We start from the raw sequence: 17,462 nt of genomic DNA, 5'->3' as shown, positions 1-17,462 counted from the left end.
TCCCCGGGGGGATTGTGGTCGGCGGGGCCCATTTCCCGCCTCCCGGCAAGGAAGGTGAGGCCATGCGCATTCTCCTGGTGACCCATCGGTACGGCGAGGGAGTCCACGGGGGTGGCGAGAGGTTCCTGCGGGAGCTCGTGACCCGCCTGGCGTCCAGGGGTCACGAGGTGGTGGTGCTTACCACCCGTTCCCTGTGCATGATCTCCTCTCCCCTGGGTTACTTCTTGTGGGACAACCTGCTTCCCCCGGGGCCGGAACGGGACCGGGGCGTGGAGGTGCGTCGCTTCCCGGTGAAAAACCCCCGGCCCGGACGCGGGGCGCGCAGGTCCGCCCGACTGCTCGAGTACCTGGAGAAGGAAAGGCAAGAAGAACGCTTTGTCCACCTCCTGGGCGAGAACCTGGCCGGGACGGAGGAACATTGTTTCCTTTCCGGGTGGCACCGGCTGGAGGAATGGGAGGACGGTCCGGCGCGCTGGACGCGGAAAAGGGCCAAGCTCATCGCCGGAGGAAAGGGGATGGAAGGATTTGGCGTGGAGCTCCATTCCCCCTGGGGTGGAAAACTCGGAATCGTCCTGGATAAGGGGGAACGCAGGCAGTTCACCCTGGCGCCGGGAAGGCGTGAGGAGTTCCGGCTGAGCTTTTCCCGCCGGAACCTCCTGGAGGTGATGCTGGAGTGCGAGAGGACTATTCAACCTCCGGGGGATGGCAGGGAGCTGGGGGTGGCCCTGCGCCGCATCTACCTCCTGGATGGCGGCAGGCGGAGGGAGCTGGCGCTGGGCAGGGATTGGGAGGATTTCATGCGCACCGCTCCCGAGGAACTCCTGGGGAGGCTTCTCTGGGCGGTGGTGGAAAACCGGCCGCGGCGCCTGGCGAAGTGGCGTGACTACCTCATCGGGCCCCGCTCACCGCGCTTGGAAAGGGAAGCACGTCGCGCCGCACGCCGTTGCGACCTGGTGATGGGGGCCATGGTGCCCGTCACCACCATGGTAATGGCATGGAAGGCCGCCCGCAAGGCGGGAAAGCCCTTCGTGGCCGTTCCCCTCTTCCATCCCCGCGACTACAACCACTACTGGGCGGACTTTTACCGGGCCATGCGGGAGGCGACGGGGGTGGAGGCCAACTCCCCCGTCATCCAGGAGATAATGGAAGATTGGGGCTTTCCGGCCTTTTGCGTGGGACCTGGGTTTGACCTGGAAGAATATTCCTCAAAGCAAGTCGACGGGAACCATTTCCGCCTGGAGTACGGGCTGGAAGGGAGGAAGGTGCTCCTCTGGGTGGGAAGAAAGAACGCCTCCAAGGGTTACCCCACTGCCGTCGCCGCCGTTCATCGCCTCAGGGAAAGGGGTCTGGATGCTCTTCTCCTGATGGTGGGACCGGACGATGACGGGGAGCCGCTGCCATCCGAGGGGGTGGTCTACACGGGACCCCTCCCCCGGGAGAAACTGCTCGACGCCTACGCTGCCTGCGACCTTTTCATCTTTCCCTCCCTGAACGAGAGTTACTGCTTGGTGCTCAACGAGGCCCGGCTGCTGGGCAAGCCCGTGCTGGGCAACGTCTATTGCGCCGCGGCGCGGGGACAGATAGAACATGGGGTCGACGGTTACCTCTGTGCCGATGCCGAGGATTATGTGCGCTATGCCTGGGAGCTGCTCAACAACGGGGTGAAAGCCTCCGAAATGGGGGAGAGAGGGCGGGAGAAGGTGCGCCGCGAGAGAAACTGGAATACCCTGGTGGAAACCTACGAACGCCTCCTGGAATCCTACGCCGGAGGGGATTCCCGGGCCAGAAACGGCTGAGTCCCGTTGAGACTCCCGAGCTGCCGCCTCCCCTCGCGGGATGACCTGCTCCTGGCCCGGAGAAAGAGTTTCGTTAGTCGGATTTTTCATGAGTTCTTCTTCCAATCCGAGGCTTTTGCCTGGAATCACGATTCCAAGAATGGGCTTCGTGCGTCTAACTTAACAAGGATTGCCCTGTAATGTCCTGTCATGGGTTTATAATAGATCGCAGTATCGAGGTCCCGGCGCGCGGGTCGGGGTGCCGCGCCGGAGGAACTAATGGTCGAGAGAAGGCGTGGAAGGGGATGGATGTCGGGTCGGAGGATAGATTGTTAAAGGGAGGAGACAAGCAGGGCGGGAAGTGATCCAGGGACCCCCCTCCCGTGGTGGTGGCGGGAAGTGAAACCGGAGAATGGGTGATGCTCGAGGTGAAGGGAAGGGAGAATCGGAAAATGTCCCCGGAAACGGGAACAAGAAAAAAGAGCGTGAGGATGATAAGGGGGATGGGAAACAGGTCTTCCGCCCTCCTGGCATCCATTGTTCTGTGCACCGTTTTCCTGTTGGCGTCCGCGTCCAATCTCCTTCTGGTAACCATAAGCGACGGCGGCGCGGCGGTGGCCGCCAGCGAGCGCAACGTGGCCGACTGGGTCATCCTGGGCCTGGACGCCAGGGATTACGTGGGCCGCATCAGCCCCCGCATCCCCCATTCCGAGAGGCAATGGGTGCGCCACCACAAGGTGCTCATGACCTGGGCCAAGGCGGAGCCCAGGCAGGACGAGTTCAACTGGGCCTACTTCGACCAGGAAATAAATGCCCGCCTGGCTGACGGCACGGACTCCCTCATGCTCCTGCTCACCGCCGCCACGCCGGAATGGGCGCGGGATCCATCCTATGGGAGCTTCGCGGACAAGGCCCCGCCCCGCGACCTCCGCGACTGGTACGATTTCTGCTCCCGGGTGGCCGAGCGTTACGGCTCGGTGGTGGATTTCTACGAGATATGGAACGAGCCCGGGTGGGACAGGGATTCCAGCGCCTGGCGAAACTATGGCGTCTATCATTTCGGGGGCCAGGTGGAGACCGACTACCTGCCCCTCCTCCAGCTGGGTTACCAGGCCATAAAGGAAAAGGATCCTTCGGGCATCGTGGTCTGCGGGGACCTGCAGTGCGTCAACGATCCCGATCCGAACAAGGGGACCGACCTCTACGCCCTTCTCTTCGACGACGTCAACCGTCCCGGACAGGATGTCTCGGTGGTGGTGGATGCAGAGCAGCCCATCGTGGCCGAGCGCCCCATGTACTTCAATTACAACTACTCCTGGGATGACGGCCACGACTCCCTGGGCGCCACCGCCCCCGCCAGCGTCTGGTACTTCGCGGAGGGCTGCACCCGTCCCGGGTTCAACACCTACCTCTGCCTCCAGAACCCGGACCCCACCCGGAAAGCCCAGGTGATCATCGAATACTACTGCGGCGACGGCCAGACGGTGCAGAAGACCGTGGAGGTAGGTCCGCGTTCCCGCCGGACGGTGGCCGTGCACGGGGACGCCGAGGGCATCGGGGTCCACAACAACCCCCACGGCGACGTGTCCATCAAGGTCCACTCCGAGGTGCCCATCGTGGCCGAGCGCCCCATGTACTTCAACTACGCGGGGATGTGGGCGGGAGGCCACGACTCCCTGGGCGCCACCGCCCCCGCCAGCGTCTGGTACTTCGCGGAGGGCTGCACCCGTCCCGGGTTCAACACCTACCTCTGCCTCCAGAACCCGGACCCCACCCGGAAAGCCCAGGTGATCATCGAATACTACTGCGGCGACGGCCAGACGGTGCAGAAGACCGTGGAGGTAGGTCCGCGTTCCCGCCGGACGGTGGCCGTGCACGGGGACGCCGAGGGCATCGGGGTCCACAACAACCCCCACGGCGACGTGTCCATCAAGGTCCACTCCGAGGTGCCCATCGTGGCCGAGCGCCCCATGTACTTCAACTACGCGGGGAGCAGAAGGGGAGGTCACGTTACCATGGGCACTCTTTCCCCTCAGCCCCAATGGTATTTCGCGGAAGGGTGCACGGGATTTTCCATAGAAGAATACCTGTGCCTCCAGAATCCCCAGGGAGATGCAGTACAGGTGACCGTAAACTTCATGATGAGCAAGGGGGAGACGTTGAAGCGCACCCTTACCCTGTCCCCCCACTCGAGGGCCACCTTGTACCTGAACCATGTCATCGGATTCCGGGGGAGCTGCGACATGGTCACCGCCCACCCCTACAAGCTCCCTCCCGACTGGGGGAGGTATTACGCCAACGTAGTTAATGCATTGCGCTCAAGGGGGGTCACCAAGGAGGTGGTGGTCAGCGAGGCCGGATGGCCGCATTACAGCGATACCGAGCCCGGCTCCTTCAATGAGCAGCAGCAGGCGGAGGCCGTCGGGCCGGTGGGCGTCAACTCTCTCCTCCAGAACGGATGCCGCAAGATATGGATATACCAGATGATGGATGAGGACCCCGGTACCTCCTGGGACCACATTTACTGCGGGCTCTTCAGGTACGACGGCACTCCCTGCCTGGCGTGGAATATGTACAAGCAATGGCAGCAGACCTATTTCCCCGACTATCCCAACCTGCCCGCTTCCCTCCCCTGATGCGGGGGAACCGTAGTTCCGCACTGGGAAATTAGTGGAACGGAGAGACGGCGCGGCAGAACCGCCGCTGCCCGGGTGAACATCACTTCGGATTGACGGGTTGCAGGATGTACGTGGTGGCGCTGGTCGGATAACGGCGGATAAGGAAGGAAGCCGTCTTGGGGATGATGACGTGCTGGCGCGGATCACGAGGTGAAACCGTGAGAGTAGCCCTCTTCGCCGATCAGCTCTTTTACCGCCAGCCGGGTGGGATCGGGACCTATATCCGTAACCTGGTGCCCGGCCTGGCGAAAGGCCTGTCCGGGGTCGAGCTGCTCCTCCCCTACCATGGGCCGCCGGATGCCGACCCCTTTCCGAGCGTTGAGGGAGTGGTCATGAGGCGCCTGCCGGGACGGAGGGACGCGACCGGGATCCTCTGGCATACCGTGGGTAGGCCCTTCCTGGAGAGGTATCTAGGCCACCTGGACCTGGTGCACACGCCCTCCCTGGTTTACCCACCCTCCCGGGCTCCCCTGGTGGCCACCGTCCACGACCTGTGCGTGGTGCGTTTCCCCGGTGCCTTCCCCGCCCAGTGGCGCCTCTTCCACCGCCGGGGACTGGATCTCATCCTGGGCAGGGCCCGCTCCCTCCTGGTGGATTCGAAGGCCACGGCGGACGACCTCCGCACACTGACGGGTAGGAGAGATCCCCGGGTGAGGGTGGTTCCGCTGGGAGTGGAGGAGCCGACCCGCCCGGGCAGGGAGGAGGTGGAAAAGGTCCTGGCCAAACACGGGCTTCGGCCCGGGTATCTGCTCTTCGTGGGCACCATCGAGCCACGCAAGAACCTGTCCCGCTTGGTGCAGGCTTATGCCTCTCTCGATCCCCCCTACCGTGACCGGACGGAGGGGCTGGTCCTGGTGGGGGCGCGGGGATGGCTGGGCAGGTGGGAGCTCTCCCGCGTGCTCTCCCAGGACGGTGTGCGCTGGCTGGGCTTCCTCCCCCGCCAGGAACTGGAGGCCGTCTTCCGGGGCGCGTTCCTCTTCGTTTACCCTTCCCTGTATGAAGGTTTCGGGCTCCCGGTTCTGGAGGCCATGGCCCGCGGCGTCCCGGTGATCACCTCCCGCACCTCCTCCCTGCGGGAGGTGGCGGAGGGAGCGGCCTTCCTGGTGGACCCGGAGGACGTCATGGACATCCGCAAGGCCCTCCGCCGTTTGATAGGAGATGGAGAACTACGCGACCAGCTGGCTGAACTGGGGAGGAGGCGCGCCTCGGAATATTCCTGGAATCGAACGGTGGGACTCACCCTGGAAGCCTACCGGGAGGTCCTGGAGGACTGAGGCTGGGTTTCCGCGCCCTTCGAGCAGGGTTCCGGTGTCCTGGATAACCTCCCGCCAGGTACTGGAGCACGGGAAGGATCGCGCTCCCGGAGGAGATTGAGCCTGGCAACCCGGGAAACCCTTGCCCCCGAGTTGCCCGTAATTTTGGGCACCCCGGCTGGGGGGCTTGCCCCGAGGTTTTCTGGAACCCGAAAAGCCGGCTGGCGATACCCATGGAGGATGAAGGAAGGCGACGGTAAGGCACCTTGCCGGCGAGGAATCTCCGAAGGTGGTACCCGGAGCCCGGGAGCGTTTTCCGTGAACGGCGGGGAGCCGGGCTCAGCGGCCCACGCCCTCGTAGACGAAGCCCAGCCGGCGGACGGAGATGGGTTCCAGGCAGTTCCTGGTATCCAGGATCCTCCTCTCCCGCATGACCTCTCCCACGGCCTGGAAGTCCATGAGCTTGAACTCGTCCCAGTCGGTGAGGATGACCAGGAGCTCGGCGCCCCTCGCCGCCTCCAGGGGGCTTTGCGCCAGTTCCAGTTGGGGCAAGGACTTCCGGGCATTGTCCATGGCCTGGGGGTCGTAGCTCACCACCCGGGCGCCCCGCTCCATGAGCATGCGCACGATCTCCAGGGCGGGGGACTCCCGCACGTCGTCGGTCCCCGCCTTGAAGGCCAGCCCCCAGGCGGCAATGTGTTTGCCCTCCAGGCCGCCCAGCATGCGCTCCGCCTTGCGCACCATGAGTTCCATCTGCTCCCGGTTGACCTGCATGACCCCTTCCAGGAGGTAGAAGTTGTAACCGGAGTTCCTGGCGATCTGGATGAGGGCCCGACAGTCCTTGGGAAAGCAGGAACCCCCGAATCCCGGCCCGGAACGCAGGAACTCGAAGCCTATGCGGCGGTCGTAACCCATGCCCAGGGCGACCTCCTTCACGTCGGCGTTCACCGCCTCGCAGATGTTGGCGATGGCGTTGATGAAGGAGACCTTGGTGGCCAGGAAGGCGTTGGAGGCGTACTTGATCATCTCCGCGCTGGCCGGGTCGGTGATGAGGAGGGGGGCGTTCAAGGGCCGGTAGAGCTCGGTCATGATCCCCGCCGCCCTCTGGCTGTCGGTGCCGATGACGATGCGGTCGGGATGCATGAAGTCGCGCACCGCGGTTCCCTCGCGGAGGAATTCCGGGTTGGAGACAACGTCGAACTCCTCGCCCCCCGCTCGCTCCCGGATGATCCTCTCCACCAGGCGGGTGGAGCCCACGGGCATGGTGCTCTTGTTGACGATGACCTTGTACCCCGTGACCGCGGGAGCGATCTCCATGGCCGCCTGGGTGACGTAGGTCATGTCTGCGCTCCCATCCTCGCTCTGGGGGGTGCCCACGGTGATGAAGATGATCTCCGCCTCCCGGACCGCCTCCGGGAGGTCAGTGGTGAAGGAGAGGGTACGGTCTAGAGTGCGCTCCAAGAGCTCGGGAAGCCCCACCTCGTAGATGGTGGGCTCCCCCCGGCTTAGGAGCTCCACCTTCCCGGCATCCTTTTCCACGCCGGTCACCGTATGGCCCATGTCCGCAAGGCAGGCGCTGGTGACCAGCCCCACGTAACCCATGCCGATGACCGCGATCTTCATGGCCTCTCGACCTCCTGATGTGGGCTGCGGCCTCCAGGGTACGCAGTCCATCGAGGTTGGGCTTTGGTAAGATATTCTACGACATGGAGAAAACTTTAACACGCGGGTCGTGCCCGTGTCACAAAAAAGAAGTCGTAACCCCCAACCCTGTGACCGCTGCCGGTCCCCGCTCTCCTTCAGGGCGGAAGGCAGAGGGAGGTCTGGGTTTTCCGGGGCCGCCGAAATGATAGAAAATATCCTCAAGGCGGACATGCGGCAGCGTTATCTCTCCTCCCGGCAGAACCGGGAGGAGGGTTATCGGGAGGCGGAGTATGGAGACAGTATGGAGGTAATGACTGGATCCGGGCTCCACCATGGGGCAGCGGGCGGCGCATCGGCCGGGAAGGGGGGCAGCCCCTACGGCCGCTTGCTGCAAGCGGTGCTGGCGGCGGTGATCATTCCCCTGGCCCTCTGGCTTACGGGATGCGGCGGAGGCAGGACGCCCGTGGAATGGCTCCGGGAATGCAACCGCGCGGCGCATGAATACACCCTCAACGGGGGTTACCTCCGTTTCCGGCAGGAAGCGGAGAACGTGCTCCGTACCGAGCGGGGCACTCTCACCCGTTCCTTGCGGGCGGAAGGGGAGATGATCCTTCCGGACCGGGAGAGGTACGAGTACCGGGAAGAAGTGCGAAGCGATATCGGGGAGGAGAAAGGCGGGTCCAACTCCTTCTCCTATCTCACCCTGGATGGAGGAAAAACCGCTTACGTCAAGGGGGAGAAGCTTTTGGAACAGCTGGGAGTGGAAGGCTGGGTGCACTATACCCCCCCGGAGGACCGGAACCGTTTCTTCGACTACCTGAAGCTGGTGGACCGCGTGACCACCGCCGACCGGGAGGTGGAGTGGCTGGGTTTGGAGGAGGCGGAGGGCGTGCGGTGCGCCCACCTGGCCTTCGACCTCAGTGGGCGGGACCTTCTCGAGTTACGCTCGCAGGAGGATACATCCCTCCTGGAGGGTTACCAGGACCTGGGCCCGGAATGGCTGGATGAGATTCTGCGGGTGGAGGTGTGGATCGGGGAGGAAAGCCTGCTTCCCGTCCGGGTGCGCCTGGGCACGCAGTACAACGAACAGGGGATGGGGATGACCTACACCTTATTGGTGGTCTTCCAGGGCTATGGGGAGCAGCCTCCCTTTCCCATCGAGAAGCCGGCGGTCTGCGTGGAGGCGAAGTGAGCCCGCTGGGAAGTGGCTGACTCGGACGGTGCAACGAGGCACGGAATAGCCGTCGCCCCCGGCTGTTATAATACCTTCGGCATCGCTTGGGACGGGAAAGACGCGCCAGAAAAAGGATTCCGGCGTATCATCGCCGGGAATTTCCCGGCGCAATGGAACGAGGAGGAACGATGGAAGCGGCCGTTAAACCCATGTCTTACCTTGTCATCCTGATCAGCGTGGCCCTGGCCATCGGCGGCCAGATATGCCTGCGGCGGGGCATGACCGAGGTAAAGGATCGCACGGGGATGAACGCCGGGGAGCTCCTGCGCAAGCCGGCCACCTTCATCAAGGAGATTGCCACCACCTGGATGGTCATCCTGGGACTGGTCCTCTTCGTGGCCTCGGCCCTCTTCTGGTTGATCGTGCTCACCGACGTGCCTCTCGGTGTGGCCTATCCCTTCGTGAGCCTCACCTACATCGTGGTCATGTTCTACGACAAGTTCTTTGAGGGCCGGGAGATAATCGGCCTCAACTGGCTGGGGGTGGCGGCCATCGTGTTGGGGATCATCCTCATCAACTGGGGACAGTGGAGCAAGGCCAGCCCCTGAGGCGGATACCGGGAAAGGCGGGTGGCGGATGAGGGTCATCTTCGACGGGACCCCCTTCCTTCTGGAGAAGACGGGAATAGGGCATTACACCGAGAACCTTCTCACCCACCTCCTAAAGGTCGACCCCGCCTTGAAGGCGGGGCTCCTGGCCTTGTCAATGCGCGCCGGACACCGCCTGCGGGCACTGGCTCCCGAGCTACCGGGGGTGGAGATACGGGGCTTCAACCTCCCGGCCAACCTCCTCTACTACCATCTCTGGAAGCGGACCGTTGTCCTTCCGGCCGAGAGGCTGGTGGGGGATTTCGACATCTTCCACGCCACCAACTACCAGGCTCCCGCCCTGCGGAGGGCGAAGCTGGTGGCCACGGTGCACGACATCAACTTCGTCCGTTTCCCCGAGATGCAGAGCAAGGGGATCCGGCGTTTCATCCAGTCCCTGCCCCGTTTGCTGGAGAGATCGAGCATGATCCTTACGGATTCCCGTTTCACCTCCGAGGAGCTCATGGACGTTTACCGCCTGCCCGAGGAGAAACTGGTGGTGGTCTACCCCGGGCTCAACCCGGCCTTCTACCGGGAACCGGGCCCGGAGGAGAGGGAGCTGGCCCTGCGCGCCTACTGCCTGGAGCCTCCCTACCTGGCCTACATAGGGAACCTGCACCCGCGAAAGAACCTGGCCACCCTGGTGGAGGCCTTCGTCCTCCTGCGCCGCAAGGGGTTCTGGCACCGGCTGGCGGTGATCGGCGGCGGAGGGCTGGGGAGGTTAAACAACACCGAGTACCGGAAGCTCATGCGCCGGGTGACGGACCTGGGGATGCAGGAGGACATCGTCTTCACCGGGTACGTGCCCGACGAACGCCTGAAATCCCTGCTGATGCAGGCGGATGCCCTGGTATTTCCTTCCATATATGAGGGTTTCGGCCTACCGCCCCTGGAGGCCATGGCCTGCGGGGTGCCAGTGGTCACCTCCAACCGCGCTTCCCTGCCGGAGGTGGTGGGCGACGCCGCCCTGCTGGTGGAGGACCCCCTGGACCCGGAGGAGATCGCCGAGCGGGTGGAGACCCTCCTCCGGGACCCGGCCCTCCGGGATGTGCTGGTGAAAAAGGGTCGGGAGCGGGCGAGGATGTTCACCTGGGAGCGCGCCGCCCGCCAGGTCCGGGAGGTATACGACCGGGTCCTGGGCGATGATGGATAGGCAGGGAGACGAGGGCTTGGGAACTGGGAGCTTCGACGTGATGAGAGAGGGGCCTTCGGGGAGGCGGAAATGGATCGGGGGTGATATCCCTACCGCTTCCCATGCCGGCGGGGGAGAAGGTATGCCGGAGGCGGGACCGCCGGTTTCCCTGGTGGCCACAGTCCTCGACGAGGCGGACACCCTGTCGCAGTGGTGGAGGAGCATCCTCTCCCAGACCCAACCTCCCGACGAGGTGGTGGTGGTGGATGGAGGTTCCCGGGACGGGACCGCGGAGGCCCTGCGCCGCCTGGCCGGGGAGGCCCCCTTTCCGACGCGGGTGGAGGTCCTTCCGGGGAGCAACATAGCCCGGGGGAGGAACCTGGCCGTCTCCCTGGCGAGGCACGATATCGTCGCCGTGACCGACGCGGGCTGCGTGCTGGACCCGGCCTGGCTGGAGAATCTGGTGGCCCCCTTCCGGGAGGACCCCGATGTGGAGCTGGTTGCGGGCTTCTACCAGCCCCTTGAGGGGAGCTGGTTCCAAGCCCTCTCGGCCTGCGTGACCCTTCCACTCCCCCACCAGGTGAGAGGGGAGCGCTTCATGCCCTCCTCGCGCTCCCTGGCCTTCCGCCGGGAGGTCTGGGAGAGGGCGGGGGGCTACCCGGAATGGCTGGACATCGGGGAGGACATGTACTTCAACCACCGCTGGAGGGAACTGGGGATAAGGCACGTCTTCCGGCCGGAGGCGGTGGTCTACTGGCGCATGCGTCCCGACCTCCCCTCCCTCCTGCGTCAGTACTTTCTCTATGCCCGGGGAGACGGGGAATCCGGGATGTATCCCCACCGGCACCTTATCCGCTTCGCCGTTTACGGGGCGTTACTCGGAGCGGCCTGCGTGCGGCGCACGAGGCGTCTCCTCCCCCTGGCCGCTCTCCCGGCGTGCCTCTACGCGGGCCGGCGGTGGAGGCGCATCCCCGTCTTCCTCTGGGGGAGGACCCTCACGGAGAAGGCCGCGGCCGCGGCGGCGGTTCCCTTCCTCCTGGCGGGGGTGGACGTGGCCAAGATGGCCGGGTACCTGAACGGCCGGTGGAGAAGGTGGATGCGACAGAAGGGGGAAGCTGGTGGCTGAGGAGAAGGGAGCGCCGGGGCCAGACCCGGGGAGCAAGGTGGCCCCGGTGATCATCAATTACAACACGCGGGAGGACCTGCGCCGGTGCCTCCGCACGCTGGAGGAGAGGCTGGGAAGGCTTCCCGCGGTGGTGGTGGACAACGGGTCCTCGGACGGGAGTCAGCGCATGGTCCGGGAGGAGTTCCCCTGGGTGCGCCTGGTGGAGAACCCTGGCAACCCGGGCTACGCCTCGGCCTGCAACGCGGGCCTCAGGGCCGTGGACCGTCCCTACGTCCTCATCCTCAACAGCGATGTGGAGTTCATGGAGGGGGGCCTGGAGGTCCTCCTGGACTACCTGGACGAGCATCCCCGCGTGGGGGCCCTGGGGCCCCGGGTCCTAAACCCTGACGGCACGCGGCAGATGTCCTGCCGCCGCTTCCCCTCCATGCTGGAGAACGTAGTGCACGGCTTCCTGGGGGAGATATGGCCGGACAACCCCCTTACCAGGTCCTACCAGATGAAGGACCTGGAGGGTGGGGAGCCCCGGGAAGTGGACTGGGTCTCCGGGGCGGCCATGCTCCTGCGCCGGGAGGCCGCGGAGCGGGTGGGAGGGTTCGACGAGGCCTACTTCATGTACGTGGAGGACGTGGACCTTTGCTGGCGCCTGCGCGCCGCCGGGTACGGGGTGGTGTACCACCCGGGTTTCTCCCTGGTCCACCACATAGGGAAAGCCAGCTCCCAACAGTCCACGCGCATGCTTTACGAGCACCACCGCAGCATGTACGTGTTCTTCCGCCGTCGCTACGCCGGGTGGCGGGGCGCGCTTCTCGCCCCCCTGGTCCTGGCCGGACTGGGCGCCCGTTTCGCCCTGACCTGGTTGCTACGGAAGATCAGGTCCCATTCAAAGATAAACCGTGGTAAAAACAGCCTATAATCCAATCTCTGCAGGGAGCCTGACATCGATCTTTCGTGCAAGGATGGTCTTCGATGGCGAAAAGATGTGGAAACAGCAGAAGATAACACATCCGGGAAGCTGATGCACATTGGGAATGAAGTTCGGGGATGACAAGAGGGGTTATGCTGATACTTAGGATCATCGCCCTGGGTGGTTTTATTGTCTTTCCTGGTTGGATATTCACCAGAGTCCTCGGCCGTGACTCTCTCCGCCAATGGGAAAGGATCTACCTGATTTTCGTGTTAGGAACTGTGATTAGCTCGCTGGGAGCCCTCTTCCTTGCCTCCATTGGCTCCCTAAAGCTCTTAAACCTTTTGTTCCTCGTGCTTTTACCGGCCCTTGGATTGAGTTTTATCACCGGGAGGAACAGAAATGGTAGATTGAAGCCGAATTTGATTCATGCTCTCATGGTCTTATTGGTCGTAGCTTTCATCATTGTGGTTATCTCTCCTCCGTCCAGGATAATATATGGATGGTCAGATGTGGGTATTTACCCAAACATAGCTGCCTATATGGCCAGAAAAGGGAGCATATCCATAAAGGACTCCCTGGTTATGCAGGTGTCTCCTGAGAGTAGGGAATTGGTCTTCCGACCTAACGAAAACCCCGAAGTACCTATCGAGGCTTACCAAAATAAGGCTTTGTTTATAACAGATTTCGAGAAGGGGGAAATAAAGCCTCAGTTCCTCTATCTTTGGCCCTCCCTCATGGCCGTCTTCGCGCTTTTTCTTGGCTTGGAGAATATGTTTTGGGCTATAACCTGGGTGAGCCTGCTGACCCTGGGGGGCTTATACCTGGTGGGGCATCGCTGGCTGGGAAAGGGCTGGGCATGTATCACGGTCTTTCTCGCATTAATATCGCCCCTTTTTCTTTACTTCTCCAGATATACCAGCAGCGAGATGATGAATGCGGCGCTCCTGATTTCCGCGGTTCTTTGTCATGTGGCATACCTGGAAGCACAGCGGTCCGGCCGGAAGAAGGAAGCCCTGGGATTGGCAACGGCTTCGGCTGCGCTTTTATGCGCTGGTTTTCTCTGCCGCATTGATTTTTTCATGATAGTTCCTCCTATTCTAGCTTTTTATCTTTATAAAAGGATTTTTTCAAAATTCGATACGGCGGATCTTATATTTTTTCTCGTATTCCTCGGAGGAGGTATATCATGCGCTTTGATTGATTACCTCATATCCAAACCTTATTTCATGCGCCTCTTCCAGTCTTACGATAAACCGGTTCGCATGTTGTTCGATTTCCCAGGCTTTGTCCTCGTATCCATATATTTCATATTGTTCGCTTTTGGAAGGAGGTATGGTCTTAAACTGAAACCCGCTCTGGCGAAGGTTTTTCTGCGTGTGAGACATATTTCGGTATCACTATTTTATGCGGGATTGGGTGCCTATTTTGCTTATTTATATTTTATCCGCCCCAATGAACCTCAGACCTATGGGAGCTATGGGGAGATAAATGCCATCGTAGGCCCTACCTACAACAATGAAACCCTGATCAGATGGGCCTGGTACTTCTCGTGGGTGGGGGTTGTGGCCGTCTTTCTTGGTTATGCCCTCTTTATCTGTCTGCGCAAGGACTTCTCTTCGCGCATGTTCGCGGTCGTGGGGTTGACCTTTACCATAGTCTATTCTCTGAGTTTACGCTGCACTCCCATGCACATCCTCACCATGAGACGCCTGATACCCGTAGTCCTACCCCTGGGGTTGATCATGACCGTTTACGCGATAAAGACAGTTTCCGGATTCCTGGTGCAGCTGAAGTATAGCAAGTTATTTCGCTGGGCGGGAAGGATCGCGGGGGCGGGGGCAGTTCTCTACCTGGCCACCTTCTTCATCTCCGTTTCCCAACCCGCTTTCGGCCTGCAGGAGGGGGGCAACCAGTACGAGCTCTTCAAGGAGATGGCGGAAAGCATTCCGGAAGGCGGCGTGATCATCATGGACCATCATGCCGGGGACATATGCGGCGTCCCCCTCAAGTGCTTTTTCGACGTGGAGAACCTCTGGCTGGTGGACAACTTCACCCTGGGCAAAGAGGAGTTCGTCTCCCTGCTCCGGGACCTGGACTTCCCTCGGAGGCCCGCCTATATATTATGGCGGCCGGAGACCAAGATCATCTCCATCCCCGTGCAAGAAGGTCTTCGATATGACTTGGTGAGCAGGCTTTTCTGGCGGGAGGAGATGTTGGAGCAGAGTTTCGTCTCCCGCCCCCGGAAACGGGTGTATCACTTGGAGGCTTTCGAGATCTACAGGATCTCAGAGGTGATATAGGATCATGAGGACGCATAAATTCATTTGGTCCACTCTCATGGTCTTCACCTCCTTCATTTGTATCTTGTGGGTAGTCCTTTGTACCGGAAGGGTTGCGGCGGAAAGGGATGTGTCCGATTGGATCATCCTGGGGCTGGATGTGCCGAATTACGCCAATGGGTTGTGCCGCAAGGTTCCGCGGTCGGAGAGGAGCTGGATAAGGCATTACAAGATGGAGGTGCGCTGGGAAAAGGTACAGCCGGCGCGGGGAAAATTCGACTGGTCGTATTATGATCGGCAGGTGAACGCCGCTCTAAACGACGGGGCGCGGAGCATCCTCTTCCTGGTTGGCGGACCGGTCCCGGTCTGGGCCAGGGATCCGAAATACGGCGAGTTCGCCGGGAAAGCTCCTCCGAAAAATCTGCGGGACTGGTACGATTTCTGCATGAGCTTGGCGGAGAGGTACGGCGAGGTGGTCGATTTCTACGAGATATGGAACGAACCGGGTTGGGATAGGGATTCCGAGGCGTTCCGCCGCTTCAACGTTTTCCATTTTGGCGGCCAGGTGGAGAAAGATTACCTACAGCTGATCCGTCTTGCATACGCAGCGATAAAGAAAGCGGATCCCACGGCCAAGGTCATCTGCGGTGCCCTGATCAACAGCTACATCGAGAACCCCGACGAAGGGGGGGAGCTGTACGGCTATCTCTTCGGGGATTATGAATTGCCTGGCAGGGGCGTGAGCGTTCGGCTTTCATCCGAAAGCCCAATCACGGCGGAAAGGGTGGTGGGGTTCACCTACGGGCAAGCATGTTATCAGGACACCCACGAAGGGGACGAAGGAAGTGACAGTTGGTACTTCCTCGCGCCCGGCGTTTCGAGCCGAAAAAAGACCTTTCTTGTCCTGACGAACCAATCCGAGGAAGACACATGGGTATCCGTGAGCCTGGGGGAGGGCTCGGACAATGGGATTTTCTTGGAGTTACCCGTGGCTCGTGCTTCACTGTCCACTGTTTGCCTGCCTGATGGGGACGGAGAAAAGATTGGTGAACCTTGCGGCGAAATCATTAAGGTCTTCAGTGAAAACCCGGTATCCGCCTGCCTGCATGTATATCTTGAGGATGGCACAAGGGGTCATGCGGAAATGATGGATGATGAAAGTGCAGAGGTCATTAGTCTGGAAGGAAGCGGTAGTGACTATGAGCTACGGGAAGAGCTTTTACTGTATAACCCGAACCGGGAAACGGCCGACGTAAGGATAAGATACCGTAACGAGACAAAAGAAGAGGTAACTTCCACGCTTTCGTTGGAAGCCTTCAACTATCATGTATTGGCGTTGGAGCGGGACATCCGTCGATTGTATGAGAGCGCACTTTCGGAGAGCGAACTATCCATAGAAGCAATTGCGGACATGCCCATCCTGGCTCAAAGGAATCTGGTTTTTTCCTTTCCCGGCCGGTGGTATGGCCAAGCCAGGTTTGAGGGCATGGAATTTCCGGCGACGGAATGGAGATTACCGGTTTCGGCGGAGGATTATTCCGTTCGAGAGTACCTTGTCCTGAAAAACGAGGGTCAGGTCCAGACGCAGGTGAACCTGGACTTTTTCGCGCAGGATATCTGCTTCAGGAACGCCTCGGAACTTCTGGCCCCGTCATGCGAAAAGGCTTTTAACTTAAAGACCTGGTTGGGTTTGGCGACCTATTGCGACATGATCGCCGTTCATCCTTACGGCCTGCCGGAACTGTGGGGCGCATTTTATGGAAAATTGAACGCTTTTTTACAAGGAATGGGGTTGAAGAAAGAATTGGTAGTGACCGAGATAGGCTGGCCCCATTATGCGGAAAATGCTCCTCAAGCCTATAGCGAAACCGGGCAGGCTGAAGCACTGAGCAGCAAAGGGCTTGATGGCCTGTGGGCGGCGGGCTGCAAAAAGATATGGGTTTACAAGGACATGGACGAACCCCCGGGAAGGTCATGGGATAAGACCTATTTTGGTCTTTTCAGGTATGATGGTACCCCCCATCCGGCATGGGCAAAATACAAGGAGAGGCAAGCCGCAAATCCGGATTATCCAATACTGCAGCAAGTTCAGCGCTAGTACAGAAGCGGCAGCGTCAAGTTTTCTGTGTCCGCACATCAGCCTTCCTCCCATTCCAGATTCCGAAACCCCCTAGGCATCCGCTAAGCAAGCTTCTCATTCTCGGATCTCAGGATGATGTGGAGGATGGACCTCAGGCTGGCCTCGGAGGAGAAGACCTCGATGACCCGGCATCTCCTCTTCACCTCTTTGTTGATCCTCTCCAGCTGGTTGGTAGTGTAGATGTAGGGGCGCACCGCCTCGGGGTATTTCAAGAAAACGGTGAGATGGTGAAAGTTCTCCCGCCAGTAGCGCACCAGGGAGGGATAGCGCTTCTTCCAGGCCTCCGAAAATTCCTCGAGCCGAGCCTCGTCTTCCTCGAAGCGGGAGGCCCCATAGATGGACTTGAGCCTGGCGGATACCTCTCCTCCAGTCCCTTCTCCTCACCTTCCTCTGGGAGCCTCTCATGGCGTGCACGATGCATAGCTGGTGGTCGGCCGCGGGAAAGACGGAGGATATGGCCTCCTCTATCCCCGGGAGGTCGTCTGTGACCACGATCTATATGCGCTCCACCCCTCTTTCCTTAAGCTCTCCGAAGATCTCCCGCCAGGCGGAGGAGGATTCCCCTTCCCCTCCGAACACCCAGAAGCCCAATATTTCCCTTTCCCCATCGGGGTCGATCCCCAGGGCTATGTAGACGGGCTCCTTCCTGTAGCTCATCTTCTACAGTTGCATTTCCAAAATACCAGGTAGATGGGCATTTTTGGGCA

The 17,462-nt window shown here is 61.1% G+C and carries 11 protein-coding genes and 2 pseudogenes; 10 read left to right on the top strand and 3 right to left on the bottom strand.

The window, feature by feature from the left end; all coding sequences use genetic code 11:
- The first annotated feature begins 62 nt into the window (after positions 1 to 62).
- The 3 genes from QME84_08380 to QME84_08370 all read left to right on the top strand — a co-directional run bounded on the left by QME84_08380 (position 63) and on the right by QME84_08370 (position 5,727).
- The gene (locus QME84_08380) at positions 63 to 1,796 is read left to right on the top strand and encodes a glycosyltransferase (protein MDI6874280.1); all 1,734 of its coding nucleotides are present in this window, start codon (positions 63 to 65) and stop codon (positions 1,794 to 1,796) included.
- Positions 1,797 to 2,194: 398 nt separating this feature from the next.
- Positions 2,195 to 4,411, top strand: a complete 2,217-nt coding sequence (locus tag QME84_08375; GenBank protein ID MDI6874279.1) for a hypothetical protein — start codon at positions 2,195 to 2,197, stop codon at positions 4,409 to 4,411.
- A 200-nt stretch (positions 4,412 to 4,611) separates the two neighbouring features.
- Entirely contained in the window at positions 4,612 to 5,727 is a 1,116-nt protein-coding gene (locus tag QME84_08370) for a glycosyltransferase family 1 protein (GenBank protein ID MDI6874278.1), read from the top strand.
- Positions 5,728 to 6,045: 318 nt separating this feature from the next.
- On the opposite strand, the gene QME84_08365 is transcribed toward QME84_08370, so the two are convergent.
- Positions 6,046 to 7,329, bottom strand: a complete 1,284-nt coding sequence (locus tag QME84_08365; GenBank protein ID MDI6874277.1) for a UDP-glucose/GDP-mannose dehydrogenase family protein — start codon at positions 7,327 to 7,329, stop codon at positions 6,046 to 6,048.
- Positions 7,330 to 7,552: 223 nt separating this feature from the next.
- On the opposite strand from QME84_08365, the gene QME84_08360 reads away from it, so the two are divergent.
- The 7 genes from QME84_08360 to QME84_08330 all read left to right on the top strand — a co-directional run bounded on the left by QME84_08360 (position 7,553) and on the right by QME84_08330 (position 16,713).
- The gene (locus QME84_08360) at positions 7,553 to 8,542 is read left to right on the top strand and encodes a hypothetical protein (GenBank protein ID MDI6874276.1); all 990 of its coding nucleotides are present in this window, start codon (positions 7,553 to 7,555) and stop codon (positions 8,540 to 8,542) included.
- Positions 8,543 to 8,712: 170 nt separating this feature from the next.
- The gene (locus QME84_08355; GenBank protein MDI6874275.1) at positions 8,713 to 9,132 is read left to right on the top strand and encodes a hypothetical protein; all 420 of its coding nucleotides are present in this window, start codon (positions 8,713 to 8,715) and stop codon (positions 9,130 to 9,132) included.
- 28 nt (positions 9,133 to 9,160) lie between these two features.
- Complete coding sequence (locus QME84_08350) at positions 9,161 to 10,324, top strand: glycosyltransferase family 1 protein (GenBank protein ID MDI6874274.1); 1,164 nt, start codon at positions 9,161 to 9,163, stop codon at positions 10,322 to 10,324.
- Positions 10,325 to 10,445: 121 nt separating this feature from the next.
- Positions 10,446 to 11,429 (top strand): glycosyltransferase, encoded by a 984-nt coding sequence (locus QME84_08345; protein MDI6874273.1) that lies wholly within the window; start codon positions 10,446 to 10,448, stop codon positions 11,427 to 11,429.
- Complete coding sequence (locus QME84_08340) at positions 11,422 to 12,342, top strand: glycosyltransferase family 2 protein (GenBank protein MDI6874272.1); 921 nt, start codon at positions 11,422 to 11,424, stop codon at positions 12,340 to 12,342. Before QME84_08345 ends, QME84_08340 begins: the two co-directional genes overlap by 8 nt.
- 143 nt (positions 12,343 to 12,485) lie before the next feature.
- Entirely contained in the window at positions 12,486 to 14,636 is a 2,151-nt protein-coding gene (locus tag QME84_08335; protein ID MDI6874271.1) for a hypothetical protein, read from the top strand.
- Between the two features lie 109 nt (positions 14,637 to 14,745).
- Positions 14,746 to 16,713: a hypothetical protein gene (locus tag QME84_08330; GenBank protein MDI6874270.1), complete on the top strand. Its 1,968-nt coding sequence runs from the start codon at positions 14,746 to 14,748 to the stop codon at positions 16,711 to 16,713.
- Positions 16,714 to 16,796: 83 nt separating this feature from the next.
- Here QME84_08330 and QME84_08325 read toward each other — a convergent pair.
- Positions 16,797 to 17,105 (bottom strand): annotated as a pseudogene (locus tag QME84_08325) (transposase).
- Between the two features lie 25 nt (positions 17,106 to 17,130).
- A pseudogene (locus tag QME84_08320) lies at positions 17,131 to 17,412 on the bottom strand (transposase).
- Positions 17,413 to 17,462 lie beyond the last annotated feature (50 nt).

The organism is Actinomycetota bacterium (genome assembly GCA_030019255.1).
Classification (GTDB): domain Bacteria; phylum Actinomycetota; class Geothermincolia; order Geothermincolales; family RBG-13-55-18; genus Solincola_A.
This window is presented reverse-complemented; position numbering and strand designations above follow the sequence as displayed.

Excerpts from the sequence above, each read along its gene's own strand:
- QME84_08380 (MDI6874280.1), top strand. The coding sequence starts at position 63 with ATGCGCATTCTCCTGGTGACCCATCGGTACGGCGAGGGAGTCCACGGG.
- QME84_08375 (MDI6874279.1), top strand. The coding sequence starts at position 2,195 with ATGCTCGAGGTGAAGGGAAGGGAGAATCGGAAAATGTCCCCGGAAACG.
- QME84_08365 (MDI6874277.1), bottom strand. The coding sequence starts at position 7,329 with ATGAAGATCGCGGTCATCGGCATGGGTTACGTGGGGCTGGTCACCAGC.
- QME84_08360 (MDI6874276.1), top strand. The coding sequence starts at position 7,553 with ATGATAGAAAATATCCTCAAGGCGGACATGCGGCAGCGTTATCTCTCC.
- QME84_08355 (MDI6874275.1), top strand. The coding sequence starts at position 8,713 with ATGGAAGCGGCCGTTAAACCCATGTCTTACCTTGTCATCCTGATCAGC.
- QME84_08350 (MDI6874274.1), top strand. The coding sequence starts at position 9,161 with ATGAGGGTCATCTTCGACGGGACCCCCTTCCTTCTGGAGAAGACGGGA.
- QME84_08345 (MDI6874273.1), top strand. The coding sequence starts at position 10,446 with ATGCCGGAGGCGGGACCGCCGGTTTCCCTGGTGGCCACAGTCCTCGAC.
- QME84_08335 (MDI6874271.1), top strand. The coding sequence starts at position 12,486 with ATGCTGATACTTAGGATCATCGCCCTGGGTGGTTTTATTGTCTTTCCT.